The 14,337-nt window shown below is 74.0% G+C and carries 15 protein-coding genes; 12 read left to right on the top strand and 3 right to left on the bottom strand.

The genetic code is table 11. The features are described 5' to 3' along the window. Positions 1–2: 2 nt before the first annotated feature. The 12 genes from DSM104329_RS17185 to DSM104329_RS17135 are packed head-to-tail and all read left to right on the top strand — an operon-like array spanning position 3 to position 10,586. Positions 3–1,790: a nickel-dependent hydrogenase large subunit gene (locus DSM104329_RS17185; protein WP_259311077.1), complete on the top strand. Its 1,788-nt coding sequence runs from the start codon at positions 3–5 to the stop codon at positions 1,788–1,790. Beyond that, positions 1,790–2,359 carry a NifU family protein gene (locus DSM104329_RS17180; protein WP_259311076.1) on the top strand — a complete coding sequence of 190 codons (570 nt, stop codon included), beginning with the start codon at positions 1,790–1,792 and terminating at the stop codon, positions 2,357–2,359. The genes DSM104329_RS17185 and DSM104329_RS17180 overlap by 1 nt, the downstream gene beginning before the upstream one ends. After that, positions 2,356–3,009: a DUF5947 family protein gene (locus DSM104329_RS17175; RefSeq protein ID WP_259311075.1), complete on the top strand. Its 654-nt coding sequence runs from the start codon at positions 2,356–2,358 to the stop codon at positions 3,007–3,009. Before DSM104329_RS17180 ends, DSM104329_RS17175 begins: the two co-directional genes overlap by 4 nt. Position 3,010: 1 nt before the next feature. After that, on the top strand, positions 3,011–3,223 hold the full coding sequence (locus DSM104329_RS17170) for a hypothetical protein (RefSeq protein WP_259311074.1): 213 nt from the start codon (positions 3,011–3,013) through the stop codon (positions 3,221–3,223). Positions 3,224–3,228: 5 nt separating this feature from the next. Then, positions 3,229–3,873: a DUF6084 family protein gene (locus tag DSM104329_RS17165; protein WP_259311073.1), complete on the top strand. Its 645-nt coding sequence runs from the start codon at positions 3,229–3,231 to the stop codon at positions 3,871–3,873. Further along, the gene (locus DSM104329_RS17160; RefSeq protein ID WP_259311072.1) at positions 3,870–4,823 is read left to right on the top strand and encodes a hypothetical protein; all 954 of its coding nucleotides are present in this window, start codon (positions 3,870–3,872) and stop codon (positions 4,821–4,823) included. The genes DSM104329_RS17165 and DSM104329_RS17160 overlap by 4 nt, the downstream gene beginning before the upstream one ends. Next, positions 4,820–5,611 carry a hydrogenase maturation protease gene (locus DSM104329_RS17155; RefSeq protein WP_259311071.1) on the top strand — a complete coding sequence of 264 codons (792 nt, stop codon included), beginning with the start codon at positions 4,820–4,822 and terminating at the stop codon, positions 5,609–5,611. The genes DSM104329_RS17160 and DSM104329_RS17155 overlap by 4 nt, the downstream gene beginning before the upstream one ends. After that, entirely contained in the window at positions 5,608–5,709 is a 102-nt protein-coding gene (locus DSM104329_RS29145) for a DUF6893 family small protein (RefSeq protein ID WP_407655847.1), read from the top strand. Before DSM104329_RS17155 ends, DSM104329_RS29145 begins: the two co-directional genes overlap by 4 nt. Continuing rightward, complete coding sequence (gene hypB, locus DSM104329_RS17150) at positions 5,710–6,393, top strand: hydrogenase nickel incorporation protein HypB (RefSeq protein WP_259311070.1); 684 nt, start codon at positions 5,710–5,712, stop codon at positions 6,391–6,393. Further along, a complete protein-coding gene (locus DSM104329_RS17145; protein ID WP_259311069.1) occupies positions 6,390–7,514 on the top strand; it encodes an SIS domain-containing protein in 1,125 nt (374 codons plus the stop codon). Before hypB ends, DSM104329_RS17145 begins: the two co-directional genes overlap by 4 nt. Beyond that, positions 7,511–9,808: a carbamoyltransferase HypF gene (gene hypF, locus DSM104329_RS17140; RefSeq protein WP_259311068.1), complete on the top strand. Its 2,298-nt coding sequence runs from the start codon at positions 7,511–7,513 to the stop codon at positions 9,806–9,808. The genes DSM104329_RS17145 and hypF overlap by 4 nt, the downstream gene beginning before the upstream one ends. Before the next feature lie 22 nt (positions 9,809–9,830). Next, positions 9,831–10,586: a HoxN/HupN/NixA family nickel/cobalt transporter gene (locus tag DSM104329_RS17135; protein WP_259311067.1), complete on the top strand. Its 756-nt coding sequence runs from the start codon at positions 9,831–9,833 to the stop codon at positions 10,584–10,586. Positions 10,587–10,642: 56 nt separating this feature from the next. Here DSM104329_RS17135 and DSM104329_RS17130 read toward each other — a convergent pair whose 3' ends face one another. The 3 genes from DSM104329_RS17130 to DSM104329_RS17120 form a co-directional block, all read right to left on the bottom strand. Further along, positions 10,643–11,524, bottom strand: a complete 882-nt coding sequence (locus DSM104329_RS17130; RefSeq protein WP_259311066.1) for an alpha/beta fold hydrolase — start codon at positions 11,522–11,524, stop codon at positions 10,643–10,645. A 117-nt stretch (positions 11,525–11,641) separates the two neighbouring features. Further along, positions 11,642–12,709, bottom strand: coding sequence for an alpha/beta fold hydrolase (locus DSM104329_RS17125; RefSeq protein ID WP_259311065.1), 1,068 nt, complete (start codon positions 12,707–12,709; stop codon positions 11,642–11,644). A 1-nt stretch (position 12,710) separates the two neighbouring features. Next, positions 12,711–14,120 (bottom strand): FAD-binding oxidoreductase, encoded by a 1,410-nt coding sequence (locus DSM104329_RS17120; RefSeq protein ID WP_259311064.1) that lies wholly within the window; start codon positions 14,118–14,120, stop codon positions 12,711–12,713. Positions 14,121–14,337 lie beyond the last annotated feature (217 nt).

Below are 14,337 nucleotides of genomic sequence, written 5' to 3'. Positions count from 1 at the left end.
CCATGGCCGTTCGCGAGAAGGTGACGCCGGAGGCCGGCAGGGTCGTCGACATGGCCTGGGATCCGATCACGCGGATCGTGGGCAATCTCGGCCTCTACACGAAGATCGACTTCGACAACCGCGAGGTCGTCTCGTGCAAGGCCACGTCGTCGCTGTTCCGGGGCTACAGCGTCTTCATGAAGGGCAAGGACCCGCGGGACGCGCACTTCATCACCAGCCGCATCTGCGGCATCTGCGGCGACAATCACGCGGTCTGCTCGTGCTACGCGCAGCAGATGGCCTACGGGGTCAAGCCGCCGCCGCTGGGGGAGTGGATCGTCAACCTCGGCGAGGCGGCCGAGTACATCTTCGACCACATCATCTTCCAGGACAACCTGGTGTTCGTCGACTTCTGCGAGCAGCTGGTCAAGGAGACGAACCCGAGCCTGTGGGCGAAGGCCGAGCAGACGGCGGCGCCCCATGCCGACCAGCACGGCTACAGGACGGTCGGCGACATCATGCGCTCGTACAACCCGTTCACGGGCGAGACGTACCGCGAGGCGCTGCACATGAGCCGGATCGGGCGGGAGATGATCTGCCTGATGGAGGGGCGCCACGTGCACCCCTCGACCGTCTATCCGGGCGGGGTGGGCACGGCGGCGACCCCCACCCTGTTCACCGACTACCTCAGCCGGCTGCTGCGCTGCCTGGACTTCATCAAGAAGGCCGTCGCGATGAACGACGACGTCTTCGACTTCTTCTACGAGGCCCTGCCCGGCTACGAGGAGGTCGGCCGGCGGCGGATCCTGCTCGGCTGCTGGGGCGCGTTCAACAACCCCGACCACGTCAACTACGACTACCGCGACATGGACCACTGGGGCAACGAGATGTTCGTGACCCCGGGCGTGGTCGTCGACGGCGAGCTCGTCACGACGAACCTGGTCGACATCAACCTCGGCATCCGCATCCTGCTCGGCAGCTCCTACTACCAGGACTGGGTGGGCGAGGAGACGTTCGTGGCCAAGGACCCGCTGGGCAACCCCGTCGACCAGCGCCACCCGTGGAACCAGACGACGATCCCCAAGCCGCAGAAGCGCGATCTCGACGGCGGCAACTACAGCTGGGTGATGAGCCCGCGCTGGTACGACAAGCGCACCGGCGACCACCTGGCGCTCGACACGGGCGGCGGCGCGCTCGCGCGCCTGTGGGTCACGGCGCTGGCCAACAAGGTCAAGACGCCGTACGTCAGCGCCACCGGCAGCAGCGTGATGATGCACCTGCCCAAGACGCCCGACTCGGCGGCCGTCGACCTGGAGTGGAAGGTCCCGCAGTGGTCCAACGCGATCGAGCGCGACCGGGCGCGCATCTACTTCGTCGCGTATGCGGCGGGGATGGCGCTGCACTTCCTCGACCGGGCGTTCAGCGAGGTGCGCTCCGGGCGAACGAAGGTCTTCGAGGACTTCGACGTCCCCGACGAGGCGATCGGCTGCGGCTTCCATGAGGCGGTGCGCGGCGTCCTGTCGCACCACCTGGTCATCCGCGAGGGCAAGATCGCCAACTACCACCCGTATCCGCCGACGCCGTGGAACGGCAGCCCGACGGACTCCTACGGCACCCCGGGGCCGTACGAGGACGCCTGCATGGGGATGCCGATCTTCGAGGAGAACGGCCCGGACGCGTTCCGCGGGATCGACATCATGCGCGCGGTCCGCAGCTTCGACCCGTGCCTGCCGTGCGGCGTGCACATGTACCTCGGCGGCGGCAGGACGATCAAGCAGGTGCACCACCCGATGTTCGGCGAGCACGGCTGATGGACGCGCTCGCCCAGCAACGGGTGACCGAGGTCGAGGCGCTGCTGGAGGCCGTCGAGCAGATCGCCGATCCGGCCGCGCGCGACACCGCCACGCAGCTCGCGCAGGCGCTGCTCGACCTGTACGGGGACGGGCTGGAGCGGCTGGTCGAGCACGTCGCCGAGTGCGATGCGGACGGCCGGCTGGCCGAGGCGGTGGTGGCCGACGAGCTCGTCTCGCACCTGCTGCTCGTCCACGGGCTGCACCCCGTGCCGGTGGAGGACCGTGTGCGCGCCGCGCTCGACGAGGTCCGCCCGTACCTCGGCACGCACGGCGGCGACGTCGCGCTGCTCGAGGTGCGCGACGGGGTGGCCTGGCTGCGCCTGGAGGGCACGTGCAACGGCTGCCCGTCGTCGACGGCGACGCTGCGGCTGGCCATCGAGGAGGCGATCGCGACGGCGGCGCCGGATCTCGAGGGCGTGGAGGCGCAGGGCGCGGTGCCGCCCGCGGCCGCCCCGGCGCCCGTCGCGCCCGGGACCGTCGAACTGCCGTTGGTCTGCCCGCTGCCGATGGCCGAGGTCCGCGCGTGACGGTCACGCCGCTGAGCGGGTCGCGGCTGCGCCGGATGGCGCGCCGCAGCGCCGCCGCACCGGCGGCCGCCGGGGAGCGCTGCGACCTGTGCGGCACGCCGATCGAAGCCCGCCACCGCCACCTGCTCGACGTCGGCGAGCGAGAACTGCGGTGCACGTGCCGCGCGTGCGCGCTGCTGTTCGACCGCGCCGCCGCCGCCCAGGGGACCCTGCGCCTGGTCGGCGACCGCCGCCTGGCGATCGCCGACCTCGCGCTCGACGACGCCGCGTGGGAGGAGCTGCGGGTCCCGGTCGACATCGTGTTCTTCGTCGACGACTCGCGCGAGGGGCGCGTGCGTGCGTACTACCCGAGCCCGATGGGGGCGACCGAGTCGCTGCTGGGGCTCGGGGCGTGGAGCGACCTCGTGGCGGCGAACCCGGTGCTCGGCTCGCTCGATCCCGACGTGGAGGCGCTGCTCGTCAACCGCGTGCGCGGCGCGCGCGGCCACTGGATCGTGCCGATCGACGAGTGCCATGCGCTCGTCGGCCTGATCCGCATGCACTGGCGCGGCTTCACCGGCGGCCGTGAGGTGTGGGAGGAGCTCGGGCGGTTCTTCGCCGAGCTCGACCGCCGCGCGCGGCCGGCCGGACGGACGACCGAAGGGAGATGAGATGGCCGACGACGCGATCACCGGCAAGCCCGACATCGACACCGACTCGCTCGGGCACGTCAAGGGCACGAAGCAGGGCAACAGCACCGGCAACTACGAGCGCATGAAGGGCCACAACCCCGACGGCACCTCGACGGCCGTGCGCTCCACCGGCATCAATCCGAAGGGCGTCGAGCCGATCGACCCGCGGATGCCGAACCTCTCGCCGGGATAGCGCCGGTGGACGCCACGATCGAGACGATCCCCCGCCTCGCCTTCGCGGTGCAGGGTGCCGCGCCCGTGCCGCGCGCGGCGGTCCCGACGCTGCGCTTCGCGCTGCGCATCGACGGCGACGACGCGCGGCCGATCCGCTCGGTCCTGCTGTCCGTGCAGGTGCAGATCGCGGCGCGGCGGCGCCGCTACGACGAGCGCTCGCATGACCGGCTGTTCGAGCTATTCGGGCCGCCGGCCGACTGGGGCACGACGCTGCGCACGCTGCTGTGGACGCGCACCACGCTCGTCGTGCCGGCGTTCGAGGGATCCACCGTCGCCGAGCTCGACGTGCCGTGCACCTACGACCTCGAGGTCGCCGCATCGCGCTACCTCGACGCGCTGCCCGACGGCGACGTGCCCCTCGAGTTCCTCTTCAGCGGCAGCGTCTTCTACGCGGCCGCGGACGGCCGGCTGCAGACCGCCCGCATCTCCTGGGAGGAGGAGGCCGAGTACCGCCTGCCGGTGGCGGTGTGGCGCGAGACGATGGAGCGCCACTTCCCCGGCACCGCCTGGCTGCGCCTGCCCAAGGACGCCTACGACGCCCTGTGCGCCTACAAGTCGCGGCGCGCGCTGGCCACGTGGGACGACGTCTTCGCGGAGCTCCTGCCGTGACCGAGGACCCCGTACGCCGCATCGCCGACGCCGTCCTCTACGAGGGCTACGTCCTGTGGCCCTACCGGCGCTCGGCGCTGAAGAACCAGCGCCGCTGGACCTTCGGCGGCGTGCACCCACGCGCGCACAGCGAGCGCCACCCGGACGACCGCTGGCTGCAGCGGACCGAGTGCCTCGTGGAGCAGGACCGCCCGCCGGACATCGACGTCCGGGTGCGGTTCCTGCACGTCGTGCGCCGCGACGTGGCCCGCGACGACGGCGGCGGCCGGCTCGTGGACGTCGACGAGCTGACGGTGGCGGGACGCCGCCATCTCGCGTGGGACGAGGCCGCCGAACGCGAGATCGGCGCGCCCGGCGCGGTGTCGATCGCCGCGGGCGTCGAGGAGGAGCCGCTGCTCGACGAGGACGGGACGCGGGCGGGAGCGCTGATCCGGCGCTGGGAGGGGCTCACCGGCAGCGTCGGCGTGGACGTCGCGCCCGTCGGCGACGGCCTCTGGCGCGTGACGGTGGCCGTGGCGAACACCACGCCGTTCGCCGGCTGCGACCGCGAGGCGGCGCTGCGGCGCACGTTCTGCTCGACGCACGCGGTGCTGCGCACGAGGACGGGGCGCTTCGTCTCGCTGACCGATCCGCCGCCGGCGCTGGCGGGCGTGGCGGCCACGTGCCGCAACGAGGGCGTGTGGCCCGTGCTCATCGGTGACGACCGCACGGTGCTGTCGTCCCCGATCATCCTCGAGGACCACCCGCGCATCGCGCCCGAGAGCCCCGGCGACCTCTTCGACGGCGGTGAGATCGACCAGCTGCTGATCCTCAGCATCCTCGGCCTCACGGACGCCGAGAAGGCCGAGATGCGCGACAGCGACCCGCGCGCCGCGGAGATCCTCGCCCGCTGCGAGGCCCTCGAGCCCGAGCAGCTCATGCGCCTGCACGGCATGGTGCGGCCGGCATGACGGGGGCGTGGGACGAGCTCGCCCGCGCGGCCCCGGAGGCCGTCGTCATCGGCGGCGTCGAGGTGCGCCGCGGCAGCCGGGTGCGCCTGCGCCCGCGGGCGGGCGCCGACGTCTTCGACACCGTGCTCGCGGGCCGCACCGGCGTGGTCGAGGGCATCGAGCAGGACATGGAGGACCGCCTCCACCTGACGGTGAGCGTCGACGACGACCCGGGGCGCGACCTCGCCGCGCGCCGGCAGCCGGGCCACACGTTCTTCTTCGCGCCCGAGGAGGTGGAGCCGCTCGCCCGGTTGCGGGTGCTCGTGGCCGGGATCGGCAACGTCTTCCTCGCCGACGACGGCTTCGGGGTCGCGCTCGCCCAGCGGCTCGCGGGGGCCACGCTGCCGCCGGGCGTCGAGGTGGTCGACTACGGCATCCGCGGCATGGACCTCGCCTACGCGATGGGCGACGGCTGGGACGCCGTCGTCCTGCTCGACGCCGTGCCGCGTGGGGAGCCGCCGGGCACGCTGTCGATCATCGAGCCGCGCATCGAGGAGGCCGAGGACGCCGCGCTCGACGCCCACGGCATGGATCCGGTGTCGGTGCTGGCGCTGGCGCGCACGCTGGGCGCGACCCCGGCGCGCACGCTCGTCGTCGGCTGCGAGCCGCTGGTGCGCATGACCGGGGACGAGGACGAGCTGGTGGGAGAGCTCAGCGCGCCCGTGCGCGCCGCCCTGCCCGCCGCCGAGGAGCTCGTGCGCTCGCTCCTGGCCGACCTGACCGCTCAACGAGAGGAGCTCTCGCCATGACCAAGGTGCTGGGCCTCGCCGCGATCGCCGCCGCCGGGGTGGCCGTCGCCGCGCAGCTGCCCGAGATCAAGCGCTACCTGAAGATCTCGAGGATGTAGATGCATCGCACGAAGGTCCGCGTCGTCGAGGACGTCCTCGACGCCAACACCACCATCGCGCGCGCCAACCGCGCCGACTTCGATCGCGCCGGGGTGACCGTCGTGAACCTGATGTCGGCGCCCGGTGCGGGCAAGACGTCGGTGCTCGAACGGGTGCTGCGCGACCTCCCGGAGGTGCGGGCCGGCGTGCTCGAGGGCGACGTCCAGGGCAGCCTCGACGCCGACCGGCTCGCGTCGCTGCACGTCCCCGTCGTGCAGCTGAACACCGACGCCGGCTTCGGCGGGGAGTGCCACCTCGACGCGAACATGGTCCGGACGGCGCTCGGCGCGCTGCCGCTCGACGACCTCGACCTGCTGATCGTCGAGAACGTCGGCAACCTCGTCTGCCCCGCGGAGTTCCGCATCGGCGAGGACGCGCGCGTGATGGTGTCCGCGGTCACCGAGGGGGAGGACAAGCCGCTGAAGTACCCGCTGATGTTCCGGGCCTGCGAGCTGGTGCTCGTCAACAAGATCGACCTGCTCGAGCACCTGGACTTCGACCTCGACCTGTTCCTGCACCACCTCGACGCGGTGAACCCGGGCGTGCCGCGGATGCTCATGAGCGCGCGGACGGGGGAGGGCGTCGACGCGTGGCGCGACTGGTTGTGCGAGCGGACCCGCTCGCGGGAGACGATGCCGCTGTGAGCCGGCCCGCCGCGGCGCTCGGCCTCGTCGACGAGCTCCTCGAGCGCCGGCTCGCCGCGGCGGAGCGGTACTTCGAGGCCGAGGCGGACGCGATCGCGCGGCTGTGCCGCGAGATGGCCGGGCGCTTCGCCGGCGGCGGCCGGCTCGTGGCTCTCGCCGGCTCGCCGGTCGCCAGCTCCGACGCGCGCCACGTCGCCGTCGAGTTCGTGCATCCGGTCATCGTCGGCAAGCGAGCGCTGCCCGCGCTGGCGCTCGAGCCGTCGGCCGTCGGGCTGAACGTCGACGCCGCGGACATCGTCATGGGCTTCGAGCCGAGCCCGGGACTGGAGGCGGCCCGCGAGCGCGGATGCCTCGTCGTCGCGCCGCACGTCGAGCTCGGCGACCCGTTCGTCGAGCAGGAGATCGTCGAGACCCTCTACCACGTGCTGTGGGAGCTCGTGCACGTCTTCCTCGACCGGCGGCCGGACGCGCGGGCGCCCGACCCGGGCGCCTCGGCGTTCCTCTATCCGTTCCTGTCGGGGCAGCGCGCCGACGACGAGGAGGCGGTGATCGCCGACGTGCGCGCGTCCGTGCTGATGAAGGCGCGCGAGGTCGGCGACCTGCGCCGGCAGACGATCGACGAGGGCCGCCCGGCTCTGGTCGCGGCGGCGGCCGCCACGCGCGCCGCGCTCGAGGCCGGCGCGACCGTGCTGGCGCTCGGCAACGGCGGCTCGGCCACCGACGCCATGGACGCGGTCGCCGACCTGCGCCACCCGCCCGCGGGATGGCCGGCGCGCCGGGCGCTCGACCTGACCGGCGACCCGGCGATCCTGACCGCGATCGCCAACGACATCGGCACCGAGGCGGTGTTCTCGCGCCAGGTCATCGCCTACGGCCGCCCGGGCGACGTGCTGCTGTGCTTCACCACGAGCGGGAACTCGGGCAACGTCATCGCCGCGCTGGCCGAAGGGCGCCGGCGCGGCCTGCGCTCGATCGCGTTCGTCGGCTACGACGGCGGGCAGATCGCCGCGGACGGGCTCGCCGACGACGTCGTCGTCAGCCGCTCCCAGCACATCCCCCGCATCCAGGAGGCCCAGGCGACGGCCTGGCACGTCCTGCGCACGCTGATCGAGGAGCCGTGACGGTCGCCGCCCGCGGGCCCACGCGCGTGCGCGCGCGCGTTGACGGCACGGTGCAGGGCGTCGGCTTCCGCCCGTACGTGTACCGCCTCGCCGGCGAGCTCGGGCTCGCGGGCTGGGTCGGCAACGACGAGCTCGGGGTCGTGCTGGAGGTCGAGGGGGCGCCGGGGGCGGTCGAGCGCTTCCTGGCCCGGCTGCCGCGCGAGGCGCCTCCGCTGGCCGCGGTCGAGCGGGTCGGCGCCGAGGAGGTCGAGCCGCGCGGGGAGCGGTCCTTCGTCATCGCGCCCAGCGCGCAGGCGGGGGAGCCCGCGGCGCCGGTCGCCCCGGATGCGGCGACCTGCGCGGCCTGCCTGCGCGAGCTCTTCGACCCGGCCGATCGCCGGTACCGCTACCCGTTCGTCAACTGCACCGACTGCGGGCCGCGGTTCACCATCGTGCGCGCCGTGCCCTACGACCGCGCGCGCACGACGATGGCCGGGTTCGCGATGTGCGCCGATTGCCGGGGCGAGTACGAGGATCCGCGGGACCGGCGCTTCCACGCCGAGCCGAACGCATGCCCGGCCTGCGGTCCGCGCGCGCGGCTGATCGACGGCGACGGCCGGGATCTGCGCGGCGACGCCGTCGAGAACGCCGCGGCGGCGCTGCTGGCGGGCGCGATCGTCGCGGTGAAGGGGCTCGGCGGCTACCACCTGGCCTGCCGCGCGGACGACGAGGCGGCGGTGCACCGGCTGCGCGCGCGCAAGCACCGCGAGGAGAAGCCGTTCGCCCTCATGGCGCCCGACGCCGCCGCGGCCGCGGCGCTGGTGGTGCTCGATGATGCGGAGCTGGCGGTGCTCGAGTCCGTGGAGCGGCCGATCGTCATCGCGCCGAGGCGCCCGGCCGCGCGCGTGGCGCGGGCGGTGGCACCCGCGACGTCCGAGCTGGGGGTGATGCTGCCCGCGACCCCGCTGCACCACCTGCTGCTGGCGGACGCCGGCGTGACGCTGGTGATGACGAGCGGCAACGTCTCCGACGAGCCGATCGCCTACGAGGACGCCGACGCCCGGCAGCGCCTGGGCGCCATCGCCGACGTCCTGCTCGTGCACGACCGGCCGATCCACATGCGCACCGACGACTCCGTCGTGCGTGCCGTGCCCGGACGGCCGCCGCTGCTCATGCGCCGGGCGCGCGGGTCGGTCCCGGGGAGCGTGCCGCTGCCGGTCGTGGCGCCGCGGCCGATCCTGGCGGTCGGCGCCGAGCTCAAGAGCACGTTCTGCGTCGCCAAGGGCCGCCGTGCGTGGGTGAGCCATCACATCGGCGACCTCAAGAGCTGGGAGACGCTGGGCTCGTTCCGGGAGGGCGTCGAGCACTTCGAGCAGCTGTTCGCCGTCACGCCGGAGGTCGTCGCCCATGACGAGCATCCGGACTACCTCTCGACGAGCGAGGCGCTGGCGCGCGAGGGCGTCGACCACGTCGCCGTCCAGCACCACCACGCCCATCTGGCGGCGTGCCTGGCCGAGCACGGCGAGACGGCTGCGGCGGTCGGGGCGATCTTCGACGGCGCGGGGCTGGGACCCGACGGGACGGTGTGGGGCGGCGAGCTCCTCGTCGGCGATCTCGGCGGATACCGGCGTGCAGGGCATGTCCTCGCGGTGCGCCAGCCGGGCGGCGACCGCGCCGCCCGGGAGCCGTGGCGCATGGCGTGCGCGTGGCTGGTGGCCGCGGGGGAGGAGCGCCGGCCGGCGACCTTCGCCGCGAACGTCCCCGAGCGCGACTGGCGGGCGATCACGCGGATGGCGCAGAGCGGGCTCGGCGCGCCGGTGACGACGAGCGCGGGGCGGCTCTTCGACGCGGTCGCGGCGCTGTGCGGCCTGTGCGCCCGCTGCACGTACGAGGGTCAGGCGGCGATGGAGCTCGAGGCGGTCGCCGACCCGGGCGAGCGCGGGGCATATCCGGTCGCCGTGGTCCCGGGAGCCGGCGGACTGTGCCTCGATCCGCGCGACGCGGTGCTGGGCGCCGCGCGCGATGCGGCGGGAGGCCGGTCGCCGTCGACGATCAGCGCGCGCTTCCACGCCGGGCTGGCCGACGCCACGGCGACGGCGCTCGCGGAGCTGGCCGAGGCTGAGAGGATCCGCAGCGTGGTGCTCTCTGGCGGCGTCTTCCAGAACCGGCGGCTGACCCTGGCGGTCGGCGAGCGCGTCCGCGCGGCGGGCCTGCGCGTGCTGGTGCCGGTGCGGTTGCCACCGAACGACGGCGGCGTGTCGTTCGGGCAGGCGGCGGTTGCGGCGTGGCGTGACCTGCACGGAGGCGCGCGGTGAGCTCGCTCGACGGAGGCGCGCGGTGAGCTCGCTCGACGACGCCCTCGCCGGCCTCGGCACCGGCGGCATCGTCATCGCGCTCGTCGCGGCGGTCCTGCTGGGCCTGCGCCACGCCACGGACCCCGACCACCTCACCGCGGTCTCGACCCTCGTGCTGTCCGAGCGCGAGGACCGGCGGGCGCGGCGAGCGGCGATCCTCGGACTGTCCTGGGGGGCGGGGCATGCCACGATGCTGCTGTTGCTCGGACTGCCGCTCGTGCTGCTGCACGGCGAGCTGCCGCCGGCGGTCGAACGCCTCGCCGAGGCGATGGTCGGCGCCGTGATCGTCCTGCTCGCCATCCGGCTGCTCGTCCGCTGGAAGCGCGGCTACCTGCACCTGCATCCGCACGTCCACGGCGAGGTGCGCCACGTGCATCCGCACGTCCACGAACATCCACGCGACGCGCCGCATCCCGCCGAGCACGGCCACGAGCACGCCCATCAGGAGCGGCTGGGCCGCAGCCCGCTCGCCTCCTACGGCATCGGGCTGCTGCACGGCGTCGGCGGCTCCGGCGGCCTGGGCATCCTGCTCGTGGGCAGCATCACGGGCGGCGCGGCCGCGGCCGGCGCGCTGGTCCTCTTCGCGGGCGCGACGGCGGTCTCGATGGCCGCCGTGTCCGCCGCGTTCGGCTACGCGCTCGCGCTCGGCCCGGCCCTGCGCGCCTTCGAGCGCCTCGTCCCGGTGCTCGGCGCGGTCAGCCTGCTCTTCGGGGCCTGGTATCTGAGCGCGGCCATCTAGTGGCCCGTCCCGCAACCTCGACCCGAAATGCGGGCCGATAGTCACCAGACGAACCACTAAGGGGACCGCCGCGCGTCCGCGAACGCCGCCAGCTCGCGGTCGAAGCGCGTGGCGTCCTCCAGGAACGGCATGTGTCCCGCGTCCTCGTACCACGAGGCGACGGCCGCCGGGCAGGCGGCGAGCACGTGCTCCGCCATCGACGGCAGGATGATCGCGTCGCGGCGGCCATGGGTGACGAGCACGGGCACCTCGACCCGCGCCAGGACGTCCGTCGCGTCGAGCTCACGGGCGAGCAGCGCGCCGCGCACCTCGGGCGGCGTGAGCATGCTCCAGCACAGCGCCGCGCTCGACGTCTCGTCGTCGAGCGGCCGGGCCGTGCACGCCCGCAGGAAGCGCTGCAGCGCGGGGATGCTCGTCTCGAGGTCGCTGCTGCAGGCGCGGGGCGCCGCGTCGAGGAAGGCCGGGCCGATGTGGTCGAACGCCGGAGGGCGCAGGACCGCGGCCCCGCCCACGAGGTCGATGCCGCCGATCGCGGCATCGCCGTGGACGCGCAGGTAGTCGGCCACGATGAGGGCGCCGTAGGACCACGCGACCAGCACCGGCCGTTCGAGCCCGGTCTGCTCGATCACCGCGTCGAGGTCGGCGGCCCACAGGTCGCCGTCGGCGTAGGACGCGGGATCGAGCGGCTTCTCCGAGCGCCCGTGCCCGCGGTTGTCGAACGTGATCAGCCGGAACGTCGCGCCCAGCGGCCCGCTCACCTGGCGCCTCCAGCACAGGTCGGCCTGCGACCAGCCGTGCACGAACACGATGGGGGGTCCATCGGGGTCGCCCCACTCGCGCACGTGGAGCCTGGTGCCGGCGCCTCCGCGGACGTCGCGCTCCCGGACGGGCCCGGTCGCGACGGGCTGCGGGGGATCGATGGTCGACGGAGTGGTCATGGCGCATCTCCTCTCACGCGTCGATGGCGAGGCCGAACGTACGCCGCGGAGGCGTTCGCGGCATCCGTGACATCACCCAATCGCGCGGGCCGCGGGTGGCGGCCACCACGCAGGGCGCTACGGGCCTCGCGCCGCCTCGCGCCGTCCGGCGAACGCGGCCGCGGCCGCCGCCCGCGCGGCCTTGCCCGACAGCCGCAGCTTGGCGTAGACGTTCGAGAGATGGCGCTCGACCGTCCGGACGCTGAGGAACAGGTGCTGCGCGATCGCCTCGTTCGTGAGGCCGTCCGCCACGAGCTCGAGGACCTCGAGCTCGCGCGGGCTCAGCTCGGACGTGGCGGGCTCGGCAGCGGCCGGCGGCGCGACCGCGAGGAAGGCGTGCAGCGCGGACACGAACTCCTCCCACGCGGGCTCGTCGGCCAGCAGGATGTGGTTGGCGGAGTCGAGCACGAGCAGTCTCGCCCGCGGGATCAGCCGCGCGAGCATGCGCCCCTCCTCGACGCCGACGACCCGGTCGTCCCGGGCGTGCATCACCAGGGTCGGCGCCGACACGCCCGGCGCCTCGCCGCGCACGTCGATCGCGCCGCGGGCCGCGAACAGCTTCAGCGCAGTCTCCTGCGTGGTCGTGGTGCGCAGGAGCTCGTCGAACCAGGCCATCTGGTCGGGCGTCCCGTTCGGGAGGAACAGGAGGCTGAACAGGTGACGGAACGTCGCGTCGGCGTCGGTCCAGCCGGCGCGGATCGAGGCCAGCATCGCCTCCTCCCGCCGGTCCTCTCCGCGCACCCGCCGGCCGCGCGCGTAGCCGCCGTAGAGCACCAGCTCGCTGACGCGCTCGGGATGACGCGCCGCGAACGCGACGGCGACCGCCGCGCCCTGGGATACGCCGAGCAGCGCGAAGTGGTCGACGCCGGCCGCGTCGACCACGGCCTCGAGGTCGCCGACCCATGCGTCCACCGACAGCGCGCCCACCGGGCCCCCCGACAGGCCGCAGCCGCGCTCGTCGTAGCGCAACAGGGTGTGGCGCTCGCCCAGGCGGTCGAGCCAGTGGCCCCAGACGGGGCTGCGGGCATCGAGCTCGAGGTGGGTCAGCCAGGTCGCCACGCGCACGAGCGGCGGGCCGCGCCCGTGCTGCGCGTAGGCCAGGGACGTTCCGTCCGGCGCCGTGCAGAAGCGGATCTCCGCGCGCACGTCACCGGCCGGCCGTGCTCGCCGGGGCACCCGCCTCGTCGCGGGCGGGGAGGATGTTCTGGTTGTGATGGAGGACGTTGGCCGGGTCGTAGCGGCGCTTGACCTGTGCGAGCCGGACCAGGTTCGGCCCGTAGGCGTGGTCGAGCGACCCGGGCTCCTCGTCGTCGTCGAAGTAGTTGAGCCAGCGGGCGCCGGCGCGGTACGGCGCCGTCGCCGCGAAGGTCTCGCGAACCCAGCGGACGTTCGCGTCCGTCGTGGCCGGGTCCGTCCACAGCGACGGGATCAGCAGGTTGTAGCCGGGCCGGCGGTGCGGGACGGCGGTCGCGGCCGGATCGACGCGCGTCACCTCGCCGTGGAAGTGCTCGAGGAGGATCCCGGTCATCGGCGACGGGCAGTCGGCGATGCGGTGGACCATCAACTCGAACAGACCGTCGTCGAGGTCGCGCACGAACGTCGACTTCCAGTAGTTCAGCGACCCGGGCGGGAACCCCGCGTCGAGCATCGTGTTCACCGCCGGATACGGCATCGGGCCCACCTCGGCCATGACGGGCGAGCCCCACTCCGCCAACCGCTGCACGTCGCGCTCGGCCTGGGCCCGCTCGCCGGCATGGCAGACGAGCAGCGCGCCGAGCGGCACGCCCGACCCGTCGGGCGCGTGCAGCACCGCGGCGAAGACGGTGAGCGCGTCCGGGACGTCGGCCGTGACCTCTCGGTAGAAGCGCAGCATGTCCGCGGCCGCGTCGAGCGGGTGGGCGATGACGCCGCCGACCACCTCCGGGTGGTGATGCAGGCGCAGGGCGAACGACGTGACGACGCCGAAGTTGCCGCCGCCTCCACGGATCGCCCAGAACAGGTCCTCGTGGTGATCGGCCCGGGCGCGCACGACCTCGCCCGTGGCCAGCACGACCTCGGCCTCGACGAGGTTGTCGGCCGCCAGGCCGTGCAGGCCCATCAGCCAACCGAGGCCGCCGCCGAGCGTGTAGCCGCCGACGCCCGTCGTGGAGATCGCTCCGCCGGTGACCGCCAGCCCGTGGACGCCGGTCTCGCGATTGACGTCGCGCCACAGCGCGCCGCCCTGGACGCGGGCGGTGCGCGTCTCCGGGTCGACGTCGACGCCGCGCATCAGCGACAGGTCCACCACGAGGCCGTCGTCGCACATCGCGCGGCCCGCCGCGTTGTGGCCCCCGCCGCGCACCGCGACGTCCAGTCCCTGCCCGGTGGCGAACCGCACGGCCTCGACGACGTCGGCGGTGCCGCGGCACGTGGCGATGATCGCCGGACGCTTGTCGACCAGGCCGTTGTAGCAGCGCCGGGTCTCGTCGTAGGCGGCGTCGCCGGGCCCGGTGAGGATGCCGTCGAATCGCTCCGCGAGGAGCTGCCGGCGGTCCTGGGTGGAAGCCGAGATGCTCATCCGATGCTCCTTGGAGCCGGGGCTGTCCAGCATCTCAGACCGGCTTGCGCGCGGCAATGCCGGGCGCGGCCGCGGCCGCGGCATATGAGCGCCGCCGCGGCCGCGGCATCTGATCGCCGCCGCAGCCGCTCCGGCCGTCCGGCGGCGCCCAGCCCGCGGCAGGAATAACCCCTCAGGGTCATTGCCGGTGCTCGGCCCGTCTCCGAGGATGCCGCGT

It is taken from the genome of Capillimicrobium parvum, assembly GCF_021172045.1.
Classification (GTDB): domain Bacteria; phylum Actinomycetota; class Thermoleophilia; order Solirubrobacterales; family Solirubrobacteraceae; genus Capillimicrobium; species Capillimicrobium parvum.
The sequence above is the reverse complement of the archived record's forward strand: the minus strand, read 5'-3'. Positions and strand labels throughout refer to the sequence as shown.

Excerpts from the sequence above, each read along its gene's own strand:
- DSM104329_RS17185 (WP_259311077.1), top strand. The coding sequence starts at position 3 with ATGGCCGTTCGCGAGAAGGTGACGCCGGAGGCCGGCAGGGTCGTCGAC.
- DSM104329_RS17180 (WP_259311076.1), top strand. The coding sequence starts at position 1,790 with ATGGACGCGCTCGCCCAGCAACGGGTGACCGAGGTCGAGGCGCTGCTG.
- DSM104329_RS17170 (WP_259311074.1), top strand. The coding sequence starts at position 3,011 with ATGGCCGACGACGCGATCACCGGCAAGCCCGACATCGACACCGACTCG.
- DSM104329_RS17155 (WP_259311071.1), top strand. The coding sequence starts at position 4,820 with ATGACGGGGGCGTGGGACGAGCTCGCCCGCGCGGCCCCGGAGGCCGTC.
- DSM104329_RS29145 (WP_407655847.1), top strand. The coding sequence starts at position 5,608 with ATGACCAAGGTGCTGGGCCTCGCCGCGATCGCCGCCGCCGGGGTGGCC.
- hypB (WP_259311070.1), top strand. The coding sequence starts at position 5,710 with ATGCATCGCACGAAGGTCCGCGTCGTCGAGGACGTCCTCGACGCCAAC.
- DSM104329_RS17130 (WP_259311066.1), bottom strand. The coding sequence starts at position 11,524 with ATGACCACTCCGTCGACCATCGATCCCCCGCAGCCCGTCGCGACCGGG.
- DSM104329_RS17120 (WP_259311064.1), bottom strand. The coding sequence starts at position 14,120 with ATGAGCATCTCGGCTTCCACCCAGGACCGCCGGCAGCTCCTCGCGGAG.